Source organism: Halomonas sp. DP5N14-9, from assembly GCF_019802175.1.
Taxonomy (GTDB): Bacteria; Pseudomonadota; Gammaproteobacteria; order Pseudomonadales; family Halomonadaceae; genus Halomonas; species Halomonas litopenaei.
The window spans coordinates 21,613-40,268 of record NZ_JAHVHR010000032.1 but is presented as its reverse complement, the minus strand read 5'-3'; the positions used below and the strand labels follow the sequence as shown (position 1 = coordinate 40,268).

Genomic DNA, 18,656 nt, shown 5'->3' with positions numbered 1-18,656 from the left:
GCTAGCCCTTCTCGCCGAGCTGACCCAGGGCGTCCCGGGCTCGCCGGTCGACATCGTCCATCTCGAGGCGCATCAGGCGGATATCCTCGAGCTGACGGTCGAGCTCGGCACGCTTCTCGGCGATGATCTCGAGTAGACGCTTGAGCTGGCGGGCGTTTCCGTCCGGCATGGCGTCGTACATCATCACCACCTCGCGTATCTCGGCCAGCGAGAACCCGAGCCGCTTGCCTCTGAGCGTCAGTTTCAGGCGCACCCGATCCTTCTCGCGATAGATGCGCTTCTGACCCTGGCGTAGGGGCGCCAACAGCCCTTCCTGCTCATAGAAGCGGATAGTCCGAGGCGTCACCTCGAACATCTTGGCCAGCTCTCCGATACTGTAGGTGCGGGAGATCGCGGTGGGCTGGCGAGCTTCGCTGGAGGAGCCTGAGGCGCGGTTGGCGCTGGCGGTTTTGCTCATGATGCTCTGTCCTGTTGGGAGGACCCGACGCGGCGGGGTCCTTGGAAAAGACACTAGTCAAAGTTTACGTTAACGTAAAGTGGATGTAGTGAAATTGACCCTCGCCCGGGCAAGGCGCCCCGGTATTCAGGGCCGCAGCGACGTGTACGACTATGGGTTGATAGGTCGAAAACCGAGCAAGTGCTAGGTTGGGTCCCATTGCATGGCGGGGAAGCCGCCCGGCCGGCTGAATGGCCAGCCGAACGGTTCGCTGTCCGACTCGCTGTCTGGCTCGCCATCGACGTCTTGAACATGAGGATGCCACCATGGACTTTTCCCTTACCGACGATCAGAAGGCCCTGGTCGACGCCGCCGCCGACTTTGCCCGAGTCGAACTCAAGGATCACGCCGCCGAGTGGGACGCCACGTCGCACTTTCCGCTGGACGTCATCCGGCGTGCCGGCGAAGCGGGCTTTCTGGGGATCTATACCCCGGAAGAACACGGCGGTCTGGGGCTCTCGCGCCTGGATGCGTCGCTGATCTTCGAGCAGCTGTCGCAGGGCTGTATCGCCACCACCGCCTACCTGACCATCCACAACATGGTCACCTGGATGATTGCCAACTGGGCCACCTACGGCGTCCGTGATCGCTACGTCGAGTCCATGGTCAGTGGTGAGTGGCTCGGTTCCTATTGCCTGACCGAACCCGGTGCCGGTTCCGATGCCGCCAATCTGCGTACCAAGGCCGTGCGAGACGGTGATGATTATGTCATCGATGGGGCCAAGATGTTCATCTCCGGTGCCGGTTCCACCGAGGTGCTGGTGGTGATGGCGCGCACCGGTGAGCCGGACAGCGGCGCTCGTGGCGTCTCGGCCTTTGTGGTACCGGCGGACGCCGAGGGTGTCAGCTATGGCAAGAACGAGGACAAGATGGGCTGGAAGAGCCAGCCGACTCGACTGGTCAGCTTCGATGGTGTGCGGGTGGCCGCCGACCATCGTCTGGGTGAAGAGGGCGAGGGTTTCCGGTTTGCCATGAAGGGGCTGGACGGTGGCCGTCTCAATATTGCCAGCTGTTCGCTGGGGGCGGCCCAGCATGCGCTGACCCTGGCGCGCGACTACCTCGGCGAGCGCAAGCAGTTCGGTCGCGAGCTGTCGTCCTTTCAGGCGCTGCAGTTCCGTCTCGCCGACATGGCCACGGAATTGATGGCGGCCCGTCTGATGGTACGCCAGGCCGCCTGGCGACTGGATCAGGGCGATCCCGAGGCGACCGCCCACTGCGCCATGGCCAAGCGCTTTGCCACGGACATCGGCTTCAAGGTCTGCAACGAGGCACTGCAACTCCACGGGGGCTACGGTTACATTCGTGAGTACCCGCTGGAGCGCCTGGTCCGCGATACCCGGGTGCACCAGATTCTCGAGGGGACCAACGAGATCATGCGCCTGATCGTCGGTCGTCGCCTGCTCGCCGACGGCGTGGTCGAATCGCTGCAGTGACGTTGGGTTGAACAGACAGCGCATGGAAAAGAGTGCAAGGAGCCAAACAATGAGTCACGACCTGGTCAGATTCGAACGCCGCCCGGCGGCTGGCGGCGGTTGCATCGGTATCGCCACCCTGAATGCGCCCAAGGCCTTGAACGCCTTGTCGCTCGAGATGATCGAGCTGCTCGACGAAAAACTCGAGGAGTGGGCCCAGGACCCCGATGTTCACGCGGTATGGCTTGACGGTGAGGGGGAAAAGGCCTTCTGCGCCGGTGGCGATGTGGTGGCGCTGGTGCGAGAGCTCAAGCGCGAGCAGGAGGCCGGGCGCGGTGTCGGCAGCTATGCCAGCCACTACTTTTCTGCCGAGTATCGCCTCGACTATCGGCTGCATACCTATCCCAAGCCGTTGCTGGTGTGGGCGGACGGCATCGTCATGGGCGGTGGGCTCGGTCTGACCGCTGGTGGCCGGCATCGTCTGGTGACCGAGACCACTCGGATCGCCATGCCGGAGATCACCATCGGTCTGTATCCGGATATCGGGGCCAGCTGGTTTCTCAACAAGATGCCGCCGGGGGTCGGGCTCTACCTGGGCCTGACCGGTGCCAGCATCAATGCCAGGGACGCCCTCGACCTGGGCATGGCGGATCGTTTCGTTCCGCGCGAGCGGCGCGACGAGCTGCTCGCGCGGCTCTGCGACTGCCACTTCGCCCCCGGCCACGTGGATGACGCCGAGGCGCTGGTGTGCGACGTACTCGGTGAATTCGAGGCGCCGGAGAAGGCCCCCGAGGCGCAGGTCTGGCCGCATCTGGATCACATCACCTCGCTGACCCTCAAGGGCCGCGTGGAGGACGCCGTGGCTGCCATCCTGGGCGATGATCGCGACGATGACTGGCTTTCGGCTAATCGCGCACGACTCGAGAAAGGCTGTCCACTGACCGCGCACCTGGCCTGGCGGATGCTCGAGCGACATCGCCACTCCTCGCTGGCCGACGCCTTCCGCGACGAGCTGGTGGTGTCGATCCAGTGCAACGTGCTGGGCGACTTCGCCGAGGGAGTGCGCGCGCTGTTGATCGACAAGGACAAGTCACCGCAGTGGCGTCATCGAGACGTCGCAAGCGTAGGCAGCGCCGATCTGGCGGCGATGTACGGTGCCCCCTGGGGCAACGGTCCCGGACCACTGGACGACCTTTGATCGCCGCGAAACGCGCCAGTACAACAATCACAATTCGTTAGATAGCCAGGAGACATCTTATGCAAATCGCCTTTATCGGCCTTGGCAACATGGGCGCGCCGATGGCCGCCAATCTGGTCGGCGCGGGCCACCAGGTGCGGGTCTTCGACCTGGTCGAATCGGCCATGGCGACGCTTGAAGAGCAGGGCGCGAGTCGGGCGAGTTCCGCCCTGGAGGCCGCCGAAGGCGCCGAGGTGGTGGTCTCGATGCTGCCGGCGGGGGCGCACGTCAAGGCGCTGTACCTCGGCCGTGACGGTGCCGAGGGACTGCTTGACCAGCTCTCGTCGCGGCCCTTGCTGCTCGATGCCTCCACCATTTCGCCGGACGATGCCCGGCTGGTGGCGGGCGAGGCCGCCAATCGCGGCCTGGCCTATCTCGATGCGCCGGTGTCTGGCGGCATCGGGGGCGCCAAGGCCGGCACCCTGACCTTCATCGTCGGTGGCGACGCCGACGCCTACGAGCAGGCCCGTCCGGTACTCGAGGCCATGGGCAAGAACCTGTTCCACGCAGGCCCCAGTGGCAGCGGCCAGGTGGCCAAGATCTGCAACAACATGCTACTTGGCATCCTGATGAGCGGTACCGCCGAGGCGCTGTCTCTCGGGGTCAAGAACGGCATGGATCCGGCTGTGCTGTCGGAGATCATGAAGCAGAGCAGCGGCGGCAACTGGGCATTGAACGTCTACAACCCCTGGCCCGGGGTGATGGAGGGTTCCGCCGCCTCACGTGACTATCAGGGTGGCTTCTTGACCGACCTGATGGCCAAGGACCTGGGGCTTGCCTGGGAGCTGGCGCTTGAGTCCCGCGCCAGCGTGCCGATGGGTTCCCAGGCGCGCAACCTGTTCGCGCTGCACAGCGCCCAGGGCAACGGCGGTCTGGATTTTTCCAGCATCCAGTCGCTGTACCGGGCCGGCGAGTCGTCCGGTCAATAGCCGGGCTGACGACGTTCGGGCCTCGTCGTTCGACGTCGAGGCCCGTGATTCGTCATCGCTCGACCAAGGTGGGGGTTGGCAAGACCGACCATTAGGTCTACATTTGGTGAAAATGTAGAAATTCTGGAGCCCCCGCCATGACCAGCATCACCCCCGTTACCTGGGAAGATCCCTTCCGCCTCGTCGATCAACTCGACGAGGAAGAGCGTATGGTCCAGCAGACCGCCCACGACTACTGCCAGGAAAAGCTGCTTCCCCGGGTGCTTGAGGCCAACCGTCACGAGCGCTTCGATCGCGAGATCATGAACGAGATGGGGGAGCTTGGGCTGCTCGGCGCCACCATCGATGGCTACGGCTGTGCCGGCATGAACTACGTCAGCTACGGTCTGATCGCCCGTGAGGTCGAGCGGGTCGATTCCGGCTATCGCAGCGCCATGAGCGTGCAGTCGAGCCTGGTCATGTACCCGATCCATGCCTTCGGCAGCGACGCCCAGCGCGATCGCTACCTGCCGAAGCTTGCCAGCGGTGAGTGGGTGGGCTGCTTCGGCCTGACCGAGCCGGACCATGGCTCCGATCCCGGCAGCATGTCGACCCGGGCCTATCGCACCGACTCCGGCTGGCGCCTGAACGGCACCAAGACCTGGATCACCAACTCACCGATCGCCGACGTCTTCGTGGTCTGGGCGCGGGACGAGGAGGGGGTGGTCCGCGGCTTCGTGCTCGAGAAGGGCATGCCTGGTCTCAGCGCGCCCAAGATCGAGGGCAAGTTCAGCCTGCGCGCCTCCATCACCGGCCAGATCGCGATCCAGGACGTCGAGGTTTCCGACGACCAGCGCCTGCCTGGCGTGCAGGGCCTGAAGGGGCCTTTCTCCTGTCTCAACCGCGCCCGCTATGGCATCAGCTGGGGTGCCATGGGCGCCGCCGAGGCCTGCTGGCACGCCGCACGTGACTACACCATGGAGCGCAAGCAGTTCGGCCGTCCGCTGGCCGCCAATCAGCTGATCCAGAAGAAGCTCGCCGACATGCAGACCGAGATCGCCCTGGGCCTGCAGGCGTCGCTGCGGGTGGGGCGGATGATCGACGACGGCCAACTGGTGCCCGAGGCGATTTCGCTGATCAAGCGCAATAACTGTGGCAAGGCGCTGGATATCGCCCGGGTCGCCCGGGACATGCACGGCGGCAACGGCATCAGCGACGAGTACCACGTCATCCGTCACGTCATGAACCTCGAGGCGGTCAACACCTACGAAGGCACCCACGATGTCCATGCCCTGATCCTCGGGCGTGCCCAGACCGGCCTGCAGGCCTTCACCGGGTGAGTGACACCGCCATGCACCAGGCAGACAGCTCAGCGGAGGCCGGCGCCGGCAATACGGCAGGCGGTAGCGGTCCAGGCAAGAGCGCGCAAGCTGCCAGCGCCGCCAGGCCGCTCGAGGGGGTTACCGTGCTGGACATGTCGCGGGTGCTGGCCGGCCCCTGGTGCGGCCAGCTGCTCGGCGACCTCGGCGCTCGGGTGATCAAGATCGAGCACCCCGGTCGTGGCGATGACACCCGCGGCTGGGGGCCGCCCTGGCATCAGGGCGAGCCGATCGACGGTGATGCGGTCGAACGCCAGGCCGCCTATTACCTCTGCGCCAATCGTGCCAAGCAGTCGCTGGCGGTGGACATCGCAAGCGCGGATGGCCAGCGCCTGATCAAGGCGTTGGCCAAGGGCGCCGACATCGTGCTCGAGAATTTCAAGGTCGGTGGGCTCGCTCGCTATGGCCTCGACGCTGCCTCGCTGCGAGAGATCAATCCGTCGCTGGTGGTGTGTTCCATCACCGGTTTTGGCCAGACCGGACCCTACGCCCACCGGGCAGGCTACGACTTCATGATTCAGGCCATGGGCGGCTTGATGAGTCTGACCGGCGACGCCGACGGCATGCCGATGAAGACCGGAGTGGCGATCACCGACGTGATGACCGGGCTTTACGCCACCGTGGGGGTGCTGGCGGCATTGCATCGCCGGCGCGAGACCGGTGAGGGCAGCCACGTGGACCTGGCGCTGCTCGACGTTCAGGTGGCGACCCTGGCCAACCAGGCGCTCAACACCCTGGTCAGCGGTGTGGCACCGCAGCGCTTCGGCAATGCTCATCCGAATATCGTGCCCTACCAGGCGTTCGCCTGCCGCGATGGTCATCTGGTGCTGACCGTGGGCAATGACGCCCAGTTCGCTCGCCTGGCTGAGTTGCTCGGGCACCCCGAATGGGCCGAAGGCGACTACGCCACCAACGAAGGACGGGTCGCCCATCGCCAGGATCTGGTGGCCTTGATCCAGGGCATTCTGAGTGGCGGCGAGCGCGATCACTGGCTCGCCGAATGCGAGGCCCGGGGGATACCGGCAGGGCCCATCCATACCTTGCCGGAAGTGTTCGCCGATCCTCAGGTGCGTCACCGTGGCATGGCCCGGGAGATCGACGGCGTACCCCAGGTCGCCAACCCGCTGCGCTTCGATGGGGCCAGTGCCACCGCCGATTCCGCGCCACCACGCCTTGGAGAGCACAGCGACAGGGTGCTGACCGAGATGGGGCTGTCTTCAGCGGACATCGAGCGGCTGCGCAGGGAAGGCATCATCCGCTAAGCCCCCCAGCAGTACTTGAGTTCACACGGCCAGGCCCGAAGGGGCCTGGCCGTGTTGTTGGCGCGGTCGTCGATGCCAGGGTCGATGCCCTGGTCGACGGCCCGATGGCCGATAACCCGCCGGTGGTGATCAGGTCAGATGGTTGTCCCAGCGTAGCGGCAAGGCGGCCAGTTGGTGATGGCGGCCGCCATCGTCGATGCGGTGGACCTCGCCACCGCCGGTGGTGACCAGATAGCCTCCGGCGCCGTCGCAGCGAACGCCTGCCGCGTCCTCGATATCGAACTGTGCCAGCAGCTCGTCGCTGGTCCTGCCCAGCACCAGCACCTTGTTGCCTCGTGGGGCGGAAATCGCCGCACTCGGGCGCACCTGGCTGGCCGCCACGCTGGCGGTGTACTGGGCCAGACGCCCTTGCAGGGGCGAAGGCAGCACCTGCTCGCTGAAGCTGCCGTCCGGTGCGCGCCTGGCGATCAGCGGGTGTTCGGTTTCCCACTCTGGGCCCTGGAACTGGTAGCCGGCGACGACGGTGCCGTCGGGGGCGATGTCCAGATGGCGACAGCTCAGCTGGTGGTGGGATGGCCGATGGCGTTCGAGGATCTCGCCGCTATGGCGATCGAGCAGCAACAGGGCGGGGTCCATGTCCGAGAGGTTGAGCTTGGCCCGCCCGCTGTCGGGATGGGTGCGGATACCGCCCAGCGCCACCACCAGGGTCTCGCCATCGGGCATCAGGCCGACCTCGTGGGGACCGATGCCGTCGAGAAGGTGGTCGCCCACATGCCGGTAGCCTTGCTCGGCGTCGTGCACCTGAATCAGCCCCATGGCGTCGTCGATGCGATTGGCGGTGACGTAGAGCCAGCGACCGCTCGGGTCGAACACGCCGTGGCCGTAGAAGTGCCGGCCCTGGCTTGCGCTGATCTCGAGTGTCGATGCCTGGCGCCTGGCGTCGAGCACATGGAAGCGTTGGCCTGGCCGTCGAGCGAACAGTACCACCTCGTCGCGGCCTGGTCTGAGGCAGCCGCCGTGGCAGCGCTCCGGGCTCGGCAGCAGAAAGTGACCCGCGCCGTCGCGGCGCAGCCCTGCCAGGTGGTGTCCACCGTCGCTGTCGTCCACCGCGCTGAAGTACCACTGCCGGCGGCCATCATCGTCCAGCGCCCACAGACTGGCCGGCAGGCCGGTGGCGGCCAGTCCCAGCAGCGACGCCTTGAGCAGGCGCCGCCGGGACAGAGAAGGAAGTGACGCCACCGGGTCAGTCTCCGTCGCTGGAATTGAAGCCCTTGACCACCCCCAGGGCGGGGGCGATCTGATCATCGAGCAGCGCCCGCAACTGGGCCACCTCCAGGTAGAGGGTCGCCAGTTCTTGTTGTGCAGCCGGGGAGCTGACATCGCCTTCGGAATGTTCGTCCAGCACGTCGACGATACCGGTATCGATCGCCTCGGCCTGATCGAGCGTGTCCTCCAGCTGGCGAGCAAAGGCGTCGCCCAGCTCGGCATGGCCGGCCTGATCCAGCCAGGTCGCAAGGCCCGGCTGGAAGTACTGCTGCAGGCCCGCCAGGCTGGCGGCCGCCAGGGCCACCGACTGGCCACTGCGCCAGGCTTCTGCGCGATAGGCGTTGGGTGCGGCGCCCATCAAGCCGAGCGGCTCGCCGAGGCGCTTGTCCTCCAGAATCTCGAGAGACTGCATCGCACCGTGCAGGGTCGCCTCGTTGTAGCTGTCGGTGGCCAGGTAGTGCGGCGCAAAGGCCTGCCAGTCGGCAACCACGGCGTCGCTGACGGCGACCAGGTGGCTGCCGATGGCCCCAGCCAGGGCGCAGGGCAGGGGGTCGCCCAGCGAGCGGCTGGCCATGACGTCGTCGTAGAGCAGCACTTCCAGCGCCGGGAAGCCCTGCTCGGCAACACCGGCCTCGGCGATGTCATCGGCGCTGACGGGGGCGTCCTGGCGTAGCCTGGCGCCGACGCGGGTGCCCACAAGATTCTTGGCGTCGGGCCAGAACTGGAGTTGCCAGGCACGGCTGTCCACCTCGATCGGCCCGAAGTCGACAAAGCGTACCGCTTGCCAGGCCTGGTAGGCCGCAAGCCACTCACTGCGCAGCGCCGGGTGGTCGACCCCGGCCTCGCCGCAGCTGGCCTTCAGGCGTTCGGCCAGTGCCTGAGTTCGGCTCGCCAGTTGCCGATAGCCAAGCCCGATATCGTGATGCCAGACGCTGCGCGGGGTGCTTTCGTTCTCTGCATCGTGCGCAGTGTCAGCGCTGGTGTCAGCGTTGGCGTCAGAGGCCCCCTGGGCCAGGGCCGTCCCGGGCCCGCCCAGCGTCAAGCCGGCGGTCGCCAGCAGCAGTGCGGCTGCCAGGGCGCTGCTCGATTGTCGTGGAGAAGTCGTCATAGGGAGTTCAGGAAGTCCAGTAGTCGTTGGCGCTCGCGGGCCTCGAGCGCCTTGTAGGCATCTTGTGAAGCTTCGGCTTCACCGGCGTGCCACAGGATCGCCTCTTCCAGGGTGCGAGCCCGTCCGTCGTGCAGGAAGCCAGCCTGGGGATTGACGCTCTGGGCCAGGCCAAGCCCCCACAGCGGCGGGGTGCGCCACTCATTGCCGTCGGCCTGGTACTCGGGGCGACCGTCGGCGAGGCCCTCGCCCATGTCATGCAGCAGCATGTCGGTGTAGGCCCACAGGGTCTGTCCGGCCAATTCGGCGCGCTCGGTGTCTTCCGGCGTGGTCAGCGACGGGCGATGACAGCTGGCGCAACCCAGGGTGTTGAAGTGACGGGCGCCGGCCTGGACGTCTGGCGAATCCATGTCGCGCCGCTCGGGTACGGCCAGGCTCGAGGCGTAGAAGGTGATGAAGTCGGCGACCTCATCACTGACTTCGGGATCGCCGCCATCGGGGAAGTCATCGCAGCCCTGGCCCGGCATGCAGTCTGTGCTCGCGGCCAGGCGCGAGGTCAGGCCCATGTCGCCGGCAAAGGCGTGCAGGCTCTGCTGCTCCACCGTGGGCTCACCGGCCTTCCAGCCGAAACGCCCCAGCACGGTGGCCTGCTGGCGCACGTCCCACACCCGGTTGGGCCGGCCCGAGATGCCATCGCCGTCGGCGTCCTGCTCATCCGCCCAGGCCAGGATCTGCGCCTCATCGACCACCTCGAGCAGGCCCAGGCCGATCATCGGCGGGGCGACCCGGGGGGACGTCAGCAGATTCTCGGGCAGCTCCCCGTAGGCGGGGTTCTCGATGGAATAGACGGGCGCCGTGAGCACCACGCGGTGTCCGTCGTCGAAGCTGATCTCGCGATCCTCGAGGGTGCGTACCATGTCGGCTTCCGGCGTGGCGCCGGGAATCGCTGCGGTCTGAAGCTGGCGCCCGTAGTGGGGCACCGGAACGGCGCCGGTGCGCCTTACGATGTCATGATCCTCGTCGCTTTCGGCGGGCAGCGACAGGCGCAGGAACAGGGACACCGGCGCCTCGTCAGGGGCCGGAGGGTGACCGCGGCCGTCCTTGATATGGCAGCCCTGGCAGCTGTTGGTGTTGATCAGCGGTCCGAGGCCGTCACGGGCATCGGTGCTGGCCGGTGCCACCACCCAGGGGTTGCGGAAAAAGCTGTTGCCGACGCTGAAGTCAAGGTGCTTGGTCATGCTCATGTTGCCAAGGGGCAGCGAGTAGGCGTTGTGGTCGAACTGGCTGACCGAGCCTTCGCCACCCGAGCGTGGGTCGTTCTGGATGGGCGGCTCGCCGGCTGGCTCGTCGTTTGCGCTGACCGGCGCGCCGATGACGAGGGCCGCCAGCAACGCTGACAGAGCAGGGGGGAGCGACGGAAATTGACGCATCAGGCGTTTCCTTGAAACAGGTGAGCCGCACGCGGGCCGTGCGGCTTCTTGGGGCGAATGACTCTCATTGCATCATCCGCCAAGGCGTTATCACCTGATCTGGATCAAGCGGGGGCCAGTGACGGGGTCAGAAAGTATGACCGGCGTCGTCGGGCTGCAGCGAGGTGACACCCAGTTCGCCTGCGGCCTGCTCGATGGAGCCGGTCTGGGTGACCAGCGCCAGGATGGCATCGTTGACGATGGCGGCGCCTTGATCATTGCTCGGTGCGATCATCATGTCGAAGGTCATCGGCGAGTCGCTGCGCTCGGCGGTCTCCTTGAGGGTGCCGAGCGCGTCCATGGAGGCCTCGATCTGCTGCTCCAGGGTCTGGGCCAGCTCGCTGTCGCGCTGGGCCAGCAGGGCTTCCACGCCCGGGCCTTCCAGGGTGGTGCCGTCGATGCGCTGGTAACTGCCGGTGTAGACGTTCTGGATGCCCTGACCGTTGTAGTAGTGCGAGTTATGAGTGTTGTCGCTGAAGCAGTCGTGCTCGTCCTCGTAGGAGTTGGCCTCCAGCGCGACCTTCATGCGCTCACCGGCGAGCTCCCCCAGTGACAGAGAGCCCATGCCGAAGAGGATGCGGCGCAGGCCCTCTTCAGCCGGTTGCGAGGTCAGTTCGCTGCGGTAGTTGTCGCCATCCACCGGCGCCCACTGCGCGACCATCCATTCCAGGTCGTTGATCAACAGCTGACTGGCTGCCTTCAGATAGGCCCGACGGCGGTCGCAGTGGCCGTTGCTGCAGTCTTCGCCCTGGGCGAAGTCGCTGGCGGGGCGCTCGCCGGCGCCGGCCTCGTAGCCGTGCTGATCCTGGCCCCACAGCAGAAACTCGATGGCGTGGTAGCCGGTGGCCACGTTGGCCTCGGAGCCGCCGATCTCGTTGAGCTCGGCCAGCAGCTCCGGGCTCAGTGTACTGACGTCGATCTCTTCGCCGCCGACGTTGATGCGCTCGGAGGCAATGATATTGGCGGTAGCGCCGGCGTTGCCCAGCTCGTGCTGGTAGCCGTCCTGAGCGACGTAGTCGATCATGCCTTCGTCCAGCGGCCAGGCGTTGAGCTGGCCTTCCCAGTCGTCGACGATGGCATTGCCGAAGCGGAAGACTTCACTCTGCTGATAGGGCACCCGCGCCTCTCGCCAGGCCTTCTTGGCCGCTGCCAGGGTCTCGGGGGTCGGCGCGGCCAGCAGGCTGTCGATGGCCTCGTCCAGCGCCTTGGCCGTCTTCAGCGCGTCGCTGTAGGTGGTGTGGGCGAGATCGGTGTAGTGGCTCACCACCGCCTCGGCGGTAACGTCTTCGGCGGCGACGTGGCTAGACACGACAAGGGCACTGGCGGCAATGGCAAGCGCCAGGGGACGGCGGACGAGACGGGAGATCATGGGGCGTTACCTTTTCTCAGGGCGGTTATTCTTGCGCGGCGACGACAGGTAAGGGATGGCTGCGCCGGGGAGTCCACTACGGACAGAAATAGTAACGAGATTGACTATCATTGCAAGTCGCTGGGTGCGCTGGAACAGACGTGAGCCCGGTGACGAGTCCAGCGGCAAGCGGGGTATCGTCTGAAGGAAACCTCGACGGGAACGAAGCCTCGGCCCTGTTTCAAGGCCCTGTTCGCAAGCCCTGTGACTCAGCCCTATGCCCAAGCCCACGGACACTGCGCCGTGGTGCAGCCGAGCAGGGGCAGCGGCCCGACAGGGAGATGGCGGAAAGGAGGCACCTTCCCGCCATGGACCGGCGGACGCAGGCGGGCGTCAGCGCGGTGAGAAGCGGCGGTTGATGCCGGTCTCGGCGATCATGCGGGTGGAGATTTCCTCCACCGAGAAGCGGGTGGCATCGATAAAGGGGATATGCAGCTGGCGGAACATGGATTCGGCCTGGGCGACCTCCTGCATGCACTGGTCCATGCTGCTGTAGCGGCTGTTGGGGCGACGTTCGTGGCGGATGGCGGCAAGCCGGCGCGGGTCGATGGTCAGGCCGAACAGCTTGTGGCGCTGCTTGGCCAGTACCGGCGGCAGCTTCAGGGTGCCGCTGTCGTCCTGGTCGTCTTCGGTCAGCGGATAGTTGGCCGCGCGCACCCCGAACTGCAGCGCCAGGTACAGCGAGGTCGGCGTCTTGCCGCAGCGTGACACCCCGACCAGGATGACATCCGCCTGGTCGTACTGGTGGGTACGGGCGCCGTCGTCGTTGTCGAGGGCGAAGTGTACCGAGTGGATGCGGTCCATATAGACATCGTCGCTGGAGATGGCGTGGGTACGCCCGACGCTGTAGGAGGAGTGGGTGTCCAGCTCGCGCTCCAGCGGCTCGAGGAAGGTCGAGAAGATGTCGACCTTGAAGCCCGGTGCCTGGCGAATCACCGCGCGGATCTTCTCGTCGACGATGGTGTCGATGATGATCGGCTGCACGCCGTCGCGCACGGCGGTGGCCTCGATGATGCTGACCAGCGAGCGCGCCTTCTCGATGGTGTCGATGTAGGGCTTGGTCAGCTTGCGGATGTCGACGTTCTCGAACTGGGCCAGCAGGCTGCGGCCCAGGCTCTCGGCGGTGATGCCGGTGCCGTCGGAAATGAAGAAGGCGGTTCGGGTCATGACGATTCCCTTGAAGACAGTGATGGCATTGTCCGTTTACCGCTGCGGTGAGACAAGTTGTCGCTGTTCCAAAGTAAACCTAAGGCGGCACAGGCGTCCCCGACTACAAGATAGGCTGGCTTTCGATCAGCCTCTGAAACGGGGCCTGGCGGTGGGGCCGAACCAAGCATTCGCGCGCCTTTCAGGTACTTTGACGCCAGCATCCGACGTCATGATTTGCACGCCCTGGCGGAGACCTCGATAGCGGCGTCAGGGCGCTGACTACAGGAATCGTCGATTTCCCCCGGGTGTTGTAAAAATCCTCCAGTGACTTCGCTCTTAGACCAATGGCGAATATGGCGAGGCGCTGATAGAGTCGCCAGCATCCAGTCATGACGGCGCGTCACGGACGAGGTCGTCGACATCCAAGGGGGTCACGTGGACAAGTACATTCTGTGGTTTGATCAGCTGGGCATGAACGACGTCGAGCGAGTCGGGGGCAAGAATGCTTCCCTGGGCGAGATGATTTCCAACCTGTCCGGCGCCGGCGTCACGGTGCCTGGCGGTTTCGCCACCACCGCCGAGGCCTATCGCGAGTTCCTCTCCCACGAGGGGCTCAACGATCGAATCAACCAGGAGCTTGCGCGTCTCGACGTCGATGACGTCAATGCCCTTGCCGAGGCCGGCAGCAAGATTCGCCAGTGGGTCATCGATACCCCGCTGCCGCCGGCCTTCGAGGCCGCCCTGCGTGAAGCCTACGAGCTGATGCTCGGCAAGCATCCCAACCTCAAGGTGGCGGTGCGCAGCTCCGCTACCGCCGAGGATCTTCCCGACGCGTCCTTCGCCGGCCAGCAGGAAACCTTCCTCAATATCGAAGGCTACGACAACATCAAGCGGGCGGTGCACGAGGTGTTCGCCTCCTTGTTCAACGACCGCGCGATTTCCTACCGGGTGCACCGTGGCTATGCCCACGAGAACGTGGCGCTGTCCGCCGGCGTGCAGAAGATGGTGCGCTCCGAGACCGGGGCCAGCGGCGTGATGTTCACCCTGGACACCGAGTCCGGCTTCCGTGATGCGGTATTCGTGACCTCGTCATGGGGGCTCGGCGAGACCGTGGTGCAGGGCGCGGTGAACCCTGACGAGTTCTACGTCCACAAGACCACCCTGGCGGCAGACCGCCCGGCGGTGCTGCGGCGTAACCTCGGCTCCAAGCTGATCAAGATGGTCTACACCGGTGATGCCAGCGCCGGCAAGTCGGTGGAGACCGTGGATGTGCCGCTGGCCGATCGTGGTCGCTTCAGCATCAACGACGAACAGGTGATGGCGCTGGCGCGTCAGGCGATGACCATCGAAGAGCACTACGGCCGTCCCATGGACATCGAGTGGGCGCTGGACGGTGACGATCAACAGCTCTACATCGTTCAGGCGCGTCCCGAGACCGTGGTGTCCCAGCAGGAGGGCGGCTCGCTGGAGCGCTTCCAGCTCAAGGAGAAGGGGCGCACCCTGGTCACCGGTCGCGCCATCGGTCAGCGCATCGGTCGCGGTGCGGTCAAGGTCATCCTCAGCCCGGACGAGATGGACAAGGTCAACGCCGGGGACGTGCTGGTCACCGACATGACCGACCCGGACTGGGAACCGATCATGAAGCGCGCTTCTGCCATCGTCACCAACCGTGGCGGGCGCACCTGTCACGCGGCGATCATCGCCCGCGAACTGGGTATCCCGGCGGTGGTGGGCTGTGGTGACGCCACCGACGTGCTGCGCGATGGCCGTGAAGTCACCGTGTCCTGCGCCGAGGGCGATGCCGGCCACGTCTACGATGGTCTGCTGGAGTTCGACCGCAACGTCACCAGCGTCGATGCCATGCCGGACATCCCGTTCAAGATCATGATGAACGTGGGCAACCCGGATCGCGCCTTCAGCTTCTCCACCCTGCCCAACGCCGGTGTCGGCCTGGCGCGTCTGGAGTTCATCATCAACCGCATGATCGGCGTTCACCCCAAGGCGCTGCTGGAATACGACACCCTGCCCAGCGAACTGCAGCAGACCATCGATCTGCGTATCGCCGGCTACGATGATCCGGTCAGCTTCTACGTCGACAAGCTGGTGGAGGGTATCTCGACCCTGGCGGCGGCCTTCTATCCGGAGCGGGTCATCGTGCGAATGTCGGACTTCAAGTCCAACGAGTACGAGAACCTGATCGGCGGCAAGCTCTACGAGCCCGGTGAAGAGAACCCGATGCTCGGTTTCCGCGGCGCCTCGCGCTACATCTCCGAGAACTTCCGGCCGTGCTTCGAGCTTGAGTGTCGGGCGATGAAGCGGGTGCGCGACGAGATGGGCCTCGACAACGTCGAGCTGATGATTCCCTTCGTGCGTACCACCGAAGAAGCCAGTGAAGTGGTCGACCTGCTGGCGGCCAATGGCCTCAAGCGCGGCGATAACGGGCTCAAGGTCATCATGATGTGCGAGCTGCCGGCCAACGCCCTGCTGGCCGATGAGTTCCTCGAGTACTTCGACGGCTTCTCCATTGGCTCCAACGATCTGACCCAGTTGACCCTCGGTCTCGATCGCGATTCCGGTATCGTCGCGCACCTGTTCGATGAGCGGAACCCGGCGGTCAAGAAGCTGCTGGCCATGGCGATCCAGGCCTGCAAGGCTAAGGGCAAGTACGTCGGGATCTGCGGCCAGGGGCCGTCTGATCATCCGGAACTGGCCAAGTGGCTGATGGAGCAGGGCATCGATTCGGTGTCACTGAACCCTGACGCGGTGCTGGAGACCTGGTTCATGCTGGCCGGCGAGACCATCGGCTGAGCATCACCATGCTGTGAGACGGCGACGCGATCGCCCGCCTGTCGACGCCGCGGACCTTCCGCGGCGTCGTTGCGTTCAGCGGGTGTGCGAAACTCGCTCAATCGCCTCGAGGGGCTCCCCAAGTGCCCGCTAACTTGGCACCATGGGAAGCTTTTCTTTTCAGGATCTTGTGATGGCGTATCTGTTGGTCATGGGCAGCGTGCTGCTGTCCATCGGGGTGTGCCTGGGCTGGGCCTGCTGGTCGCTGGGGCGCTGGACTCTCGGGCGGCTGCTGCCAGGGGGGCGTCAGTCATCGGGCACGGCAACACCAAAGGCGAAGCCAGGACCCAGGGCCCGCAGTCGCAGCGATTCCCCGACCAAGGCCTCGAGCAAGGCCGCGAACAAGGCCCAGGCCAAGTCAGAACCCAGGCAGGAACCCAGGGCCTCACGGGGCAAGGCTGCTTCGTCAAAGGCGGTCAAGAACAAGGAGCCTACGCCTCCCTGGGCATTGACTCGGGGCCTGTCACGCTTTGGCTCGGCGCTGCCGCTGGGCCTGCTGATGGCGTTGATATACGGTGTGGTACGCCTGGCCGAGAAGGGCATGGCGGCCAGAGCCGAAAGCACCCCTGAGGGCTATCACCAGTTGGTGTCGGTGCTCGGTGTGACCGCCGTGGCGCTGCTGGCGCTGGCACTGGTCTCGCGGTTCTGCCGCTGGCGGCTGGATCGCTACGAGCGCCGGCAATGAGTCAGCGCTGCTCGTCGGCGGTAAAGGATGCCGGTGAAACGCGCACATCACAGCGAGCCTGCGTGCCGTCTCGACGCTCAAGACCTATGCTGAATCAAGCAATCAAGACTCTCCCGTATTACTCATCACAAAAGGAGCGGTGATGACATCGCGTACTTCGCCACGGTTGGCGCGTCTGGCGTCTTCCATCGTTTGCGGCAATCTGCTGCTGGCCGGCCTGCTGACGACACCGGCCTTTGCCCAGGAGGGGTTTGAATACGCTCGTCCGGACATCTCGCCGGAATCGAGTTCCGGCTACCAGGAGAAGCCCGGCTGGTCGACCTCGTCCTTTGCGGTGGCGGCGGCGAACCCTCTGGCCACCGACGCCGGCTATCAGGTGATCAAGGCCGGAGGCTCGGCCATCGATGCCGCCATCGCGGTGCAGATGGTGCTGACGCTGGTGGAACCCCAGTCCAGCGGCATCGGCGGTGGTTCCTTTCTGATGCTGTTCGACGGGGAAGAGGTTCACGCCTTCGATGGCCGTGAAAAGGCCCCATTGGGCGCCGACGAGTCCCTGTTTCTGAATGCCGACGGCGATCCGATCGACTTCATGACCGCGGTCGAGAGCGGGCGTTCGGTGGGGGTGCCCGGTACCTTGAGGATGCTGGAGCTGGCGCACGACGAATACGGCGAGCTGCCGTGGAAGTCACTGTTTGCGCCGGCCATCACCCTGGCCACGGAAGGTTTCGAGATCAGCCCGCGTCTGCATCAGAGCCTGGTGTCGACGCCAAGCCTTGCCGAGGACGAGATCGCCGGGGCCTACTTCTTCGATGACCAGGGCGAGCCGCTTGAGGTGGGAGCGACCCTGCGCAATCCCGCCCTGGCGGCGATTCTGACCAAGGTGGCCGAGGAGGGCAGCTCTGCATTGCACACCGGCGAGTTCGCCGAGGATCTGGTGTCCCGGGTGCGGAATCACCCGGAGCTGCCCGGTACCCTGAGTCTCGAGGACATGGCGGGTTACGCAGCACTCGAGCGTGAGCCGCTGTGCACCCCCTGGCGTGACTGGGAGGTCTGCGGTTTCCCGCCACCCTCATCGGGACACCTGACCGTGATGCAGATACTCGGCATGATGGAGGCCTTGCCGGAGATCGAGACCGCCATCCACGAGGGCGTGCCCACGGTGGATTGGCTGCATCCGTTTCTCGAGGCCTCGCGCCTGGCCTTTGCTGATCGCGGCCGCTACATCGGTGACAGCGATTTCGTCGACCCCCCCGGCGGTGACTGGAACACGCTGCTGGCACCGGACTATCTGGCCAAGCGCGCCGAGCTGATCAAGCAGCAGAGCATGGGTAGCGGCGAGGCGCGCCCCGGCAACCCCGGTTCGCTGGAGACCGCCTACGCCTCTCAGCCCCAGCAGCCCGAGCACGGCACCAGCCATATCAGCATCGTCGACCCCCGGGGTCAGGCGGTCGCCATGACCTCGAGCATCGAGCAGGCGTTTGGTTCGCGCATCATGGCCAACGGTGGCGGCGAGCTTGATGGCGGCTATCTGCTCAACAATGAGCTGACCGACTTTTCCTTTACCCCGACAGATGAGCAGGGCACACCGATCGCCAACCGGGTGCAGCCCGGCAAGCGGCCGCGTTCGAGCATGAGTCCGACGCTGGTGTTCGAGCGTGAGAGCGGCGAGCTGGTGGCGAGCCTCGGGTCTCCCGGAGGCGCCGCGATCATTCATTACACCGCCCAGACGCTGGATGCCATGCTTACGCGTGGTGTGGACGCCCAGCAGGCGCTCGATCTGCCCCATGCGATCACCACCGGTGGCACTGTCTATCTGGAGCAGGACCGCTTCCCCGAGGCCACGCTGAGCGATCTGCGGGGGCTTGGCCACGAGGTCGAGACCCGCGAGTTGACCAGCGGTCTGCAGGCGCTGAAGGTCACCGAAGATGGCTTCTATGGGGGGGCCGACCCCCGCCGTGAAGGCGTCGTGATGGGCGACTGAGGCGCGCCATTTCCTCCACGTACTGATGTTTGCCCCCGCTTCCGGCTATCGC

General features: G+C 65.5%; 14 protein-coding genes. 8 read left to right on the top strand and 6 right to left on the bottom strand.

Features of this window, described 5'->3' with window-relative positions; genetic code table 11:
- Position 1: 1 nt before the first annotated feature.
- Positions 2-457: a MerR family DNA-binding transcriptional regulator gene (locus KUW00_RS18840; RefSeq protein ID WP_315901201.1), complete on the bottom strand. Its 456-nt coding sequence runs from the start codon at positions 455-457 to the stop codon at positions 2-4.
- Positions 458-762: 305 nt separating this feature from the next.
- Here KUW00_RS18840 and KUW00_RS18835 point away from each other — a divergent pair, with 305 nt between their 5' ends.
- From KUW00_RS18835 to KUW00_RS18815, 5 genes are all read left to right on the top strand, one after another.
- A complete protein-coding gene (locus KUW00_RS18835) occupies positions 763-1,929 on the top strand; it encodes an acyl-CoA dehydrogenase family protein (protein ID WP_222569869.1) in 1,167 nt (388 codons plus the stop codon).
- A 49-nt stretch (positions 1,930-1,978) separates the two neighbouring features.
- Positions 1,979-3,106: an enoyl-CoA hydratase/isomerase family protein gene (locus tag KUW00_RS18830; RefSeq protein WP_222569868.1), complete on the top strand. Its 1,128-nt coding sequence runs from the start codon at positions 1,979-1,981 to the stop codon at positions 3,104-3,106.
- 59 nt (positions 3,107-3,165) lie between these two features.
- A complete protein-coding gene (mmsB, locus tag KUW00_RS18825) occupies positions 3,166-4,074 on the top strand; it encodes a 3-hydroxyisobutyrate dehydrogenase (RefSeq protein ID WP_222517235.1) in 909 nt (302 codons plus the stop codon).
- 137 nt (positions 4,075-4,211) lie between these two features.
- Positions 4,212-5,393: an acyl-CoA dehydrogenase gene (locus KUW00_RS18820; RefSeq protein WP_045994918.1), complete on the top strand. Its 1,182-nt coding sequence runs from the start codon at positions 4,212-4,214 to the stop codon at positions 5,391-5,393.
- Positions 5,390-6,694, top strand: a complete 1,305-nt coding sequence (locus KUW00_RS18815; RefSeq protein ID WP_315901200.1) for a CaiB/BaiF CoA-transferase family protein — start codon at positions 5,390-5,392, stop codon at positions 6,692-6,694. The genes KUW00_RS18820 and KUW00_RS18815 overlap by 4 nt, the downstream gene beginning before the upstream one ends.
- Before the next feature lie 129 nt (positions 6,695-6,823).
- On the opposite strand, the gene KUW00_RS18810 is transcribed toward KUW00_RS18815, so the two are convergent.
- The 5 genes from KUW00_RS18810 to KUW00_RS18790 all read right to left on the bottom strand — a co-directional run bounded on the left by KUW00_RS18810 (position 6,824) and on the right by KUW00_RS18790 (position 13,109).
- Positions 6,824-7,933 carry a DUF1513 domain-containing protein gene (locus tag KUW00_RS18810; RefSeq protein WP_315901199.1) on the bottom strand — a complete coding sequence of 370 codons (1,110 nt, stop codon included), beginning with the start codon at positions 7,931-7,933 and terminating at the stop codon, positions 6,824-6,826.
- A 4-nt stretch (positions 7,934-7,937) separates the two neighbouring features.
- Complete coding sequence (locus KUW00_RS18805) at positions 7,938-9,068, bottom strand: imelysin family protein (protein WP_222569866.1); 1,131 nt, start codon at positions 9,066-9,068, stop codon at positions 7,938-7,940.
- Positions 9,065-10,495 carry a di-heme oxidoredictase family protein gene (locus KUW00_RS18800; protein ID WP_222569865.1) on the bottom strand — a complete coding sequence of 477 codons (1,431 nt, stop codon included), beginning with the start codon at positions 10,493-10,495 and terminating at the stop codon, positions 9,065-9,067. The genes KUW00_RS18805 and KUW00_RS18800 overlap by 4 nt, the downstream gene beginning before the upstream one ends.
- A 127-nt stretch (positions 10,496-10,622) precedes the next feature.
- The gene (locus KUW00_RS18795) at positions 10,623-11,903 is read right to left on the bottom strand and encodes an imelysin family protein (protein WP_222569864.1); all 1,281 of its coding nucleotides are present in this window, start codon (positions 11,901-11,903) and stop codon (positions 10,623-10,625) included.
- Positions 11,904-12,275: 372 nt separating this feature from the next.
- Positions 12,276-13,109, bottom strand: a complete 834-nt coding sequence (locus KUW00_RS18790; protein WP_045994921.1) for a pyruvate, water dikinase regulatory protein — start codon at positions 13,107-13,109, stop codon at positions 12,276-12,278.
- A 417-nt stretch (positions 13,110-13,526) separates the two neighbouring features.
- Between KUW00_RS18790 and ppsA the strand changes: the two genes are divergently transcribed.
- The 3 genes from ppsA to ggt all read left to right on the top strand — a co-directional run bounded on the left by ppsA (position 13,527) and on the right by ggt (position 18,604).
- A complete protein-coding gene (gene ppsA, locus KUW00_RS18785) occupies positions 13,527-15,899 on the top strand; it encodes a phosphoenolpyruvate synthase (protein WP_222569863.1) in 2,373 nt (790 codons plus the stop codon).
- Between the two features lie 172 nt (positions 15,900-16,071).
- Positions 16,072-16,623: a hypothetical protein gene (locus KUW00_RS18780; RefSeq protein ID WP_222569862.1), complete on the top strand. Its 552-nt coding sequence runs from the start codon at positions 16,072-16,074 to the stop codon at positions 16,621-16,623.
- A 142-nt stretch (positions 16,624-16,765) separates the two neighbouring features.
- A complete protein-coding gene (ggt, locus tag KUW00_RS18775; protein ID WP_222569861.1) occupies positions 16,766-18,604 on the top strand; it encodes a gamma-glutamyltransferase in 1,839 nt (612 codons plus the stop codon).
- The last annotated feature ends 52 nt before the right edge of the window (positions 18,605-18,656 follow it).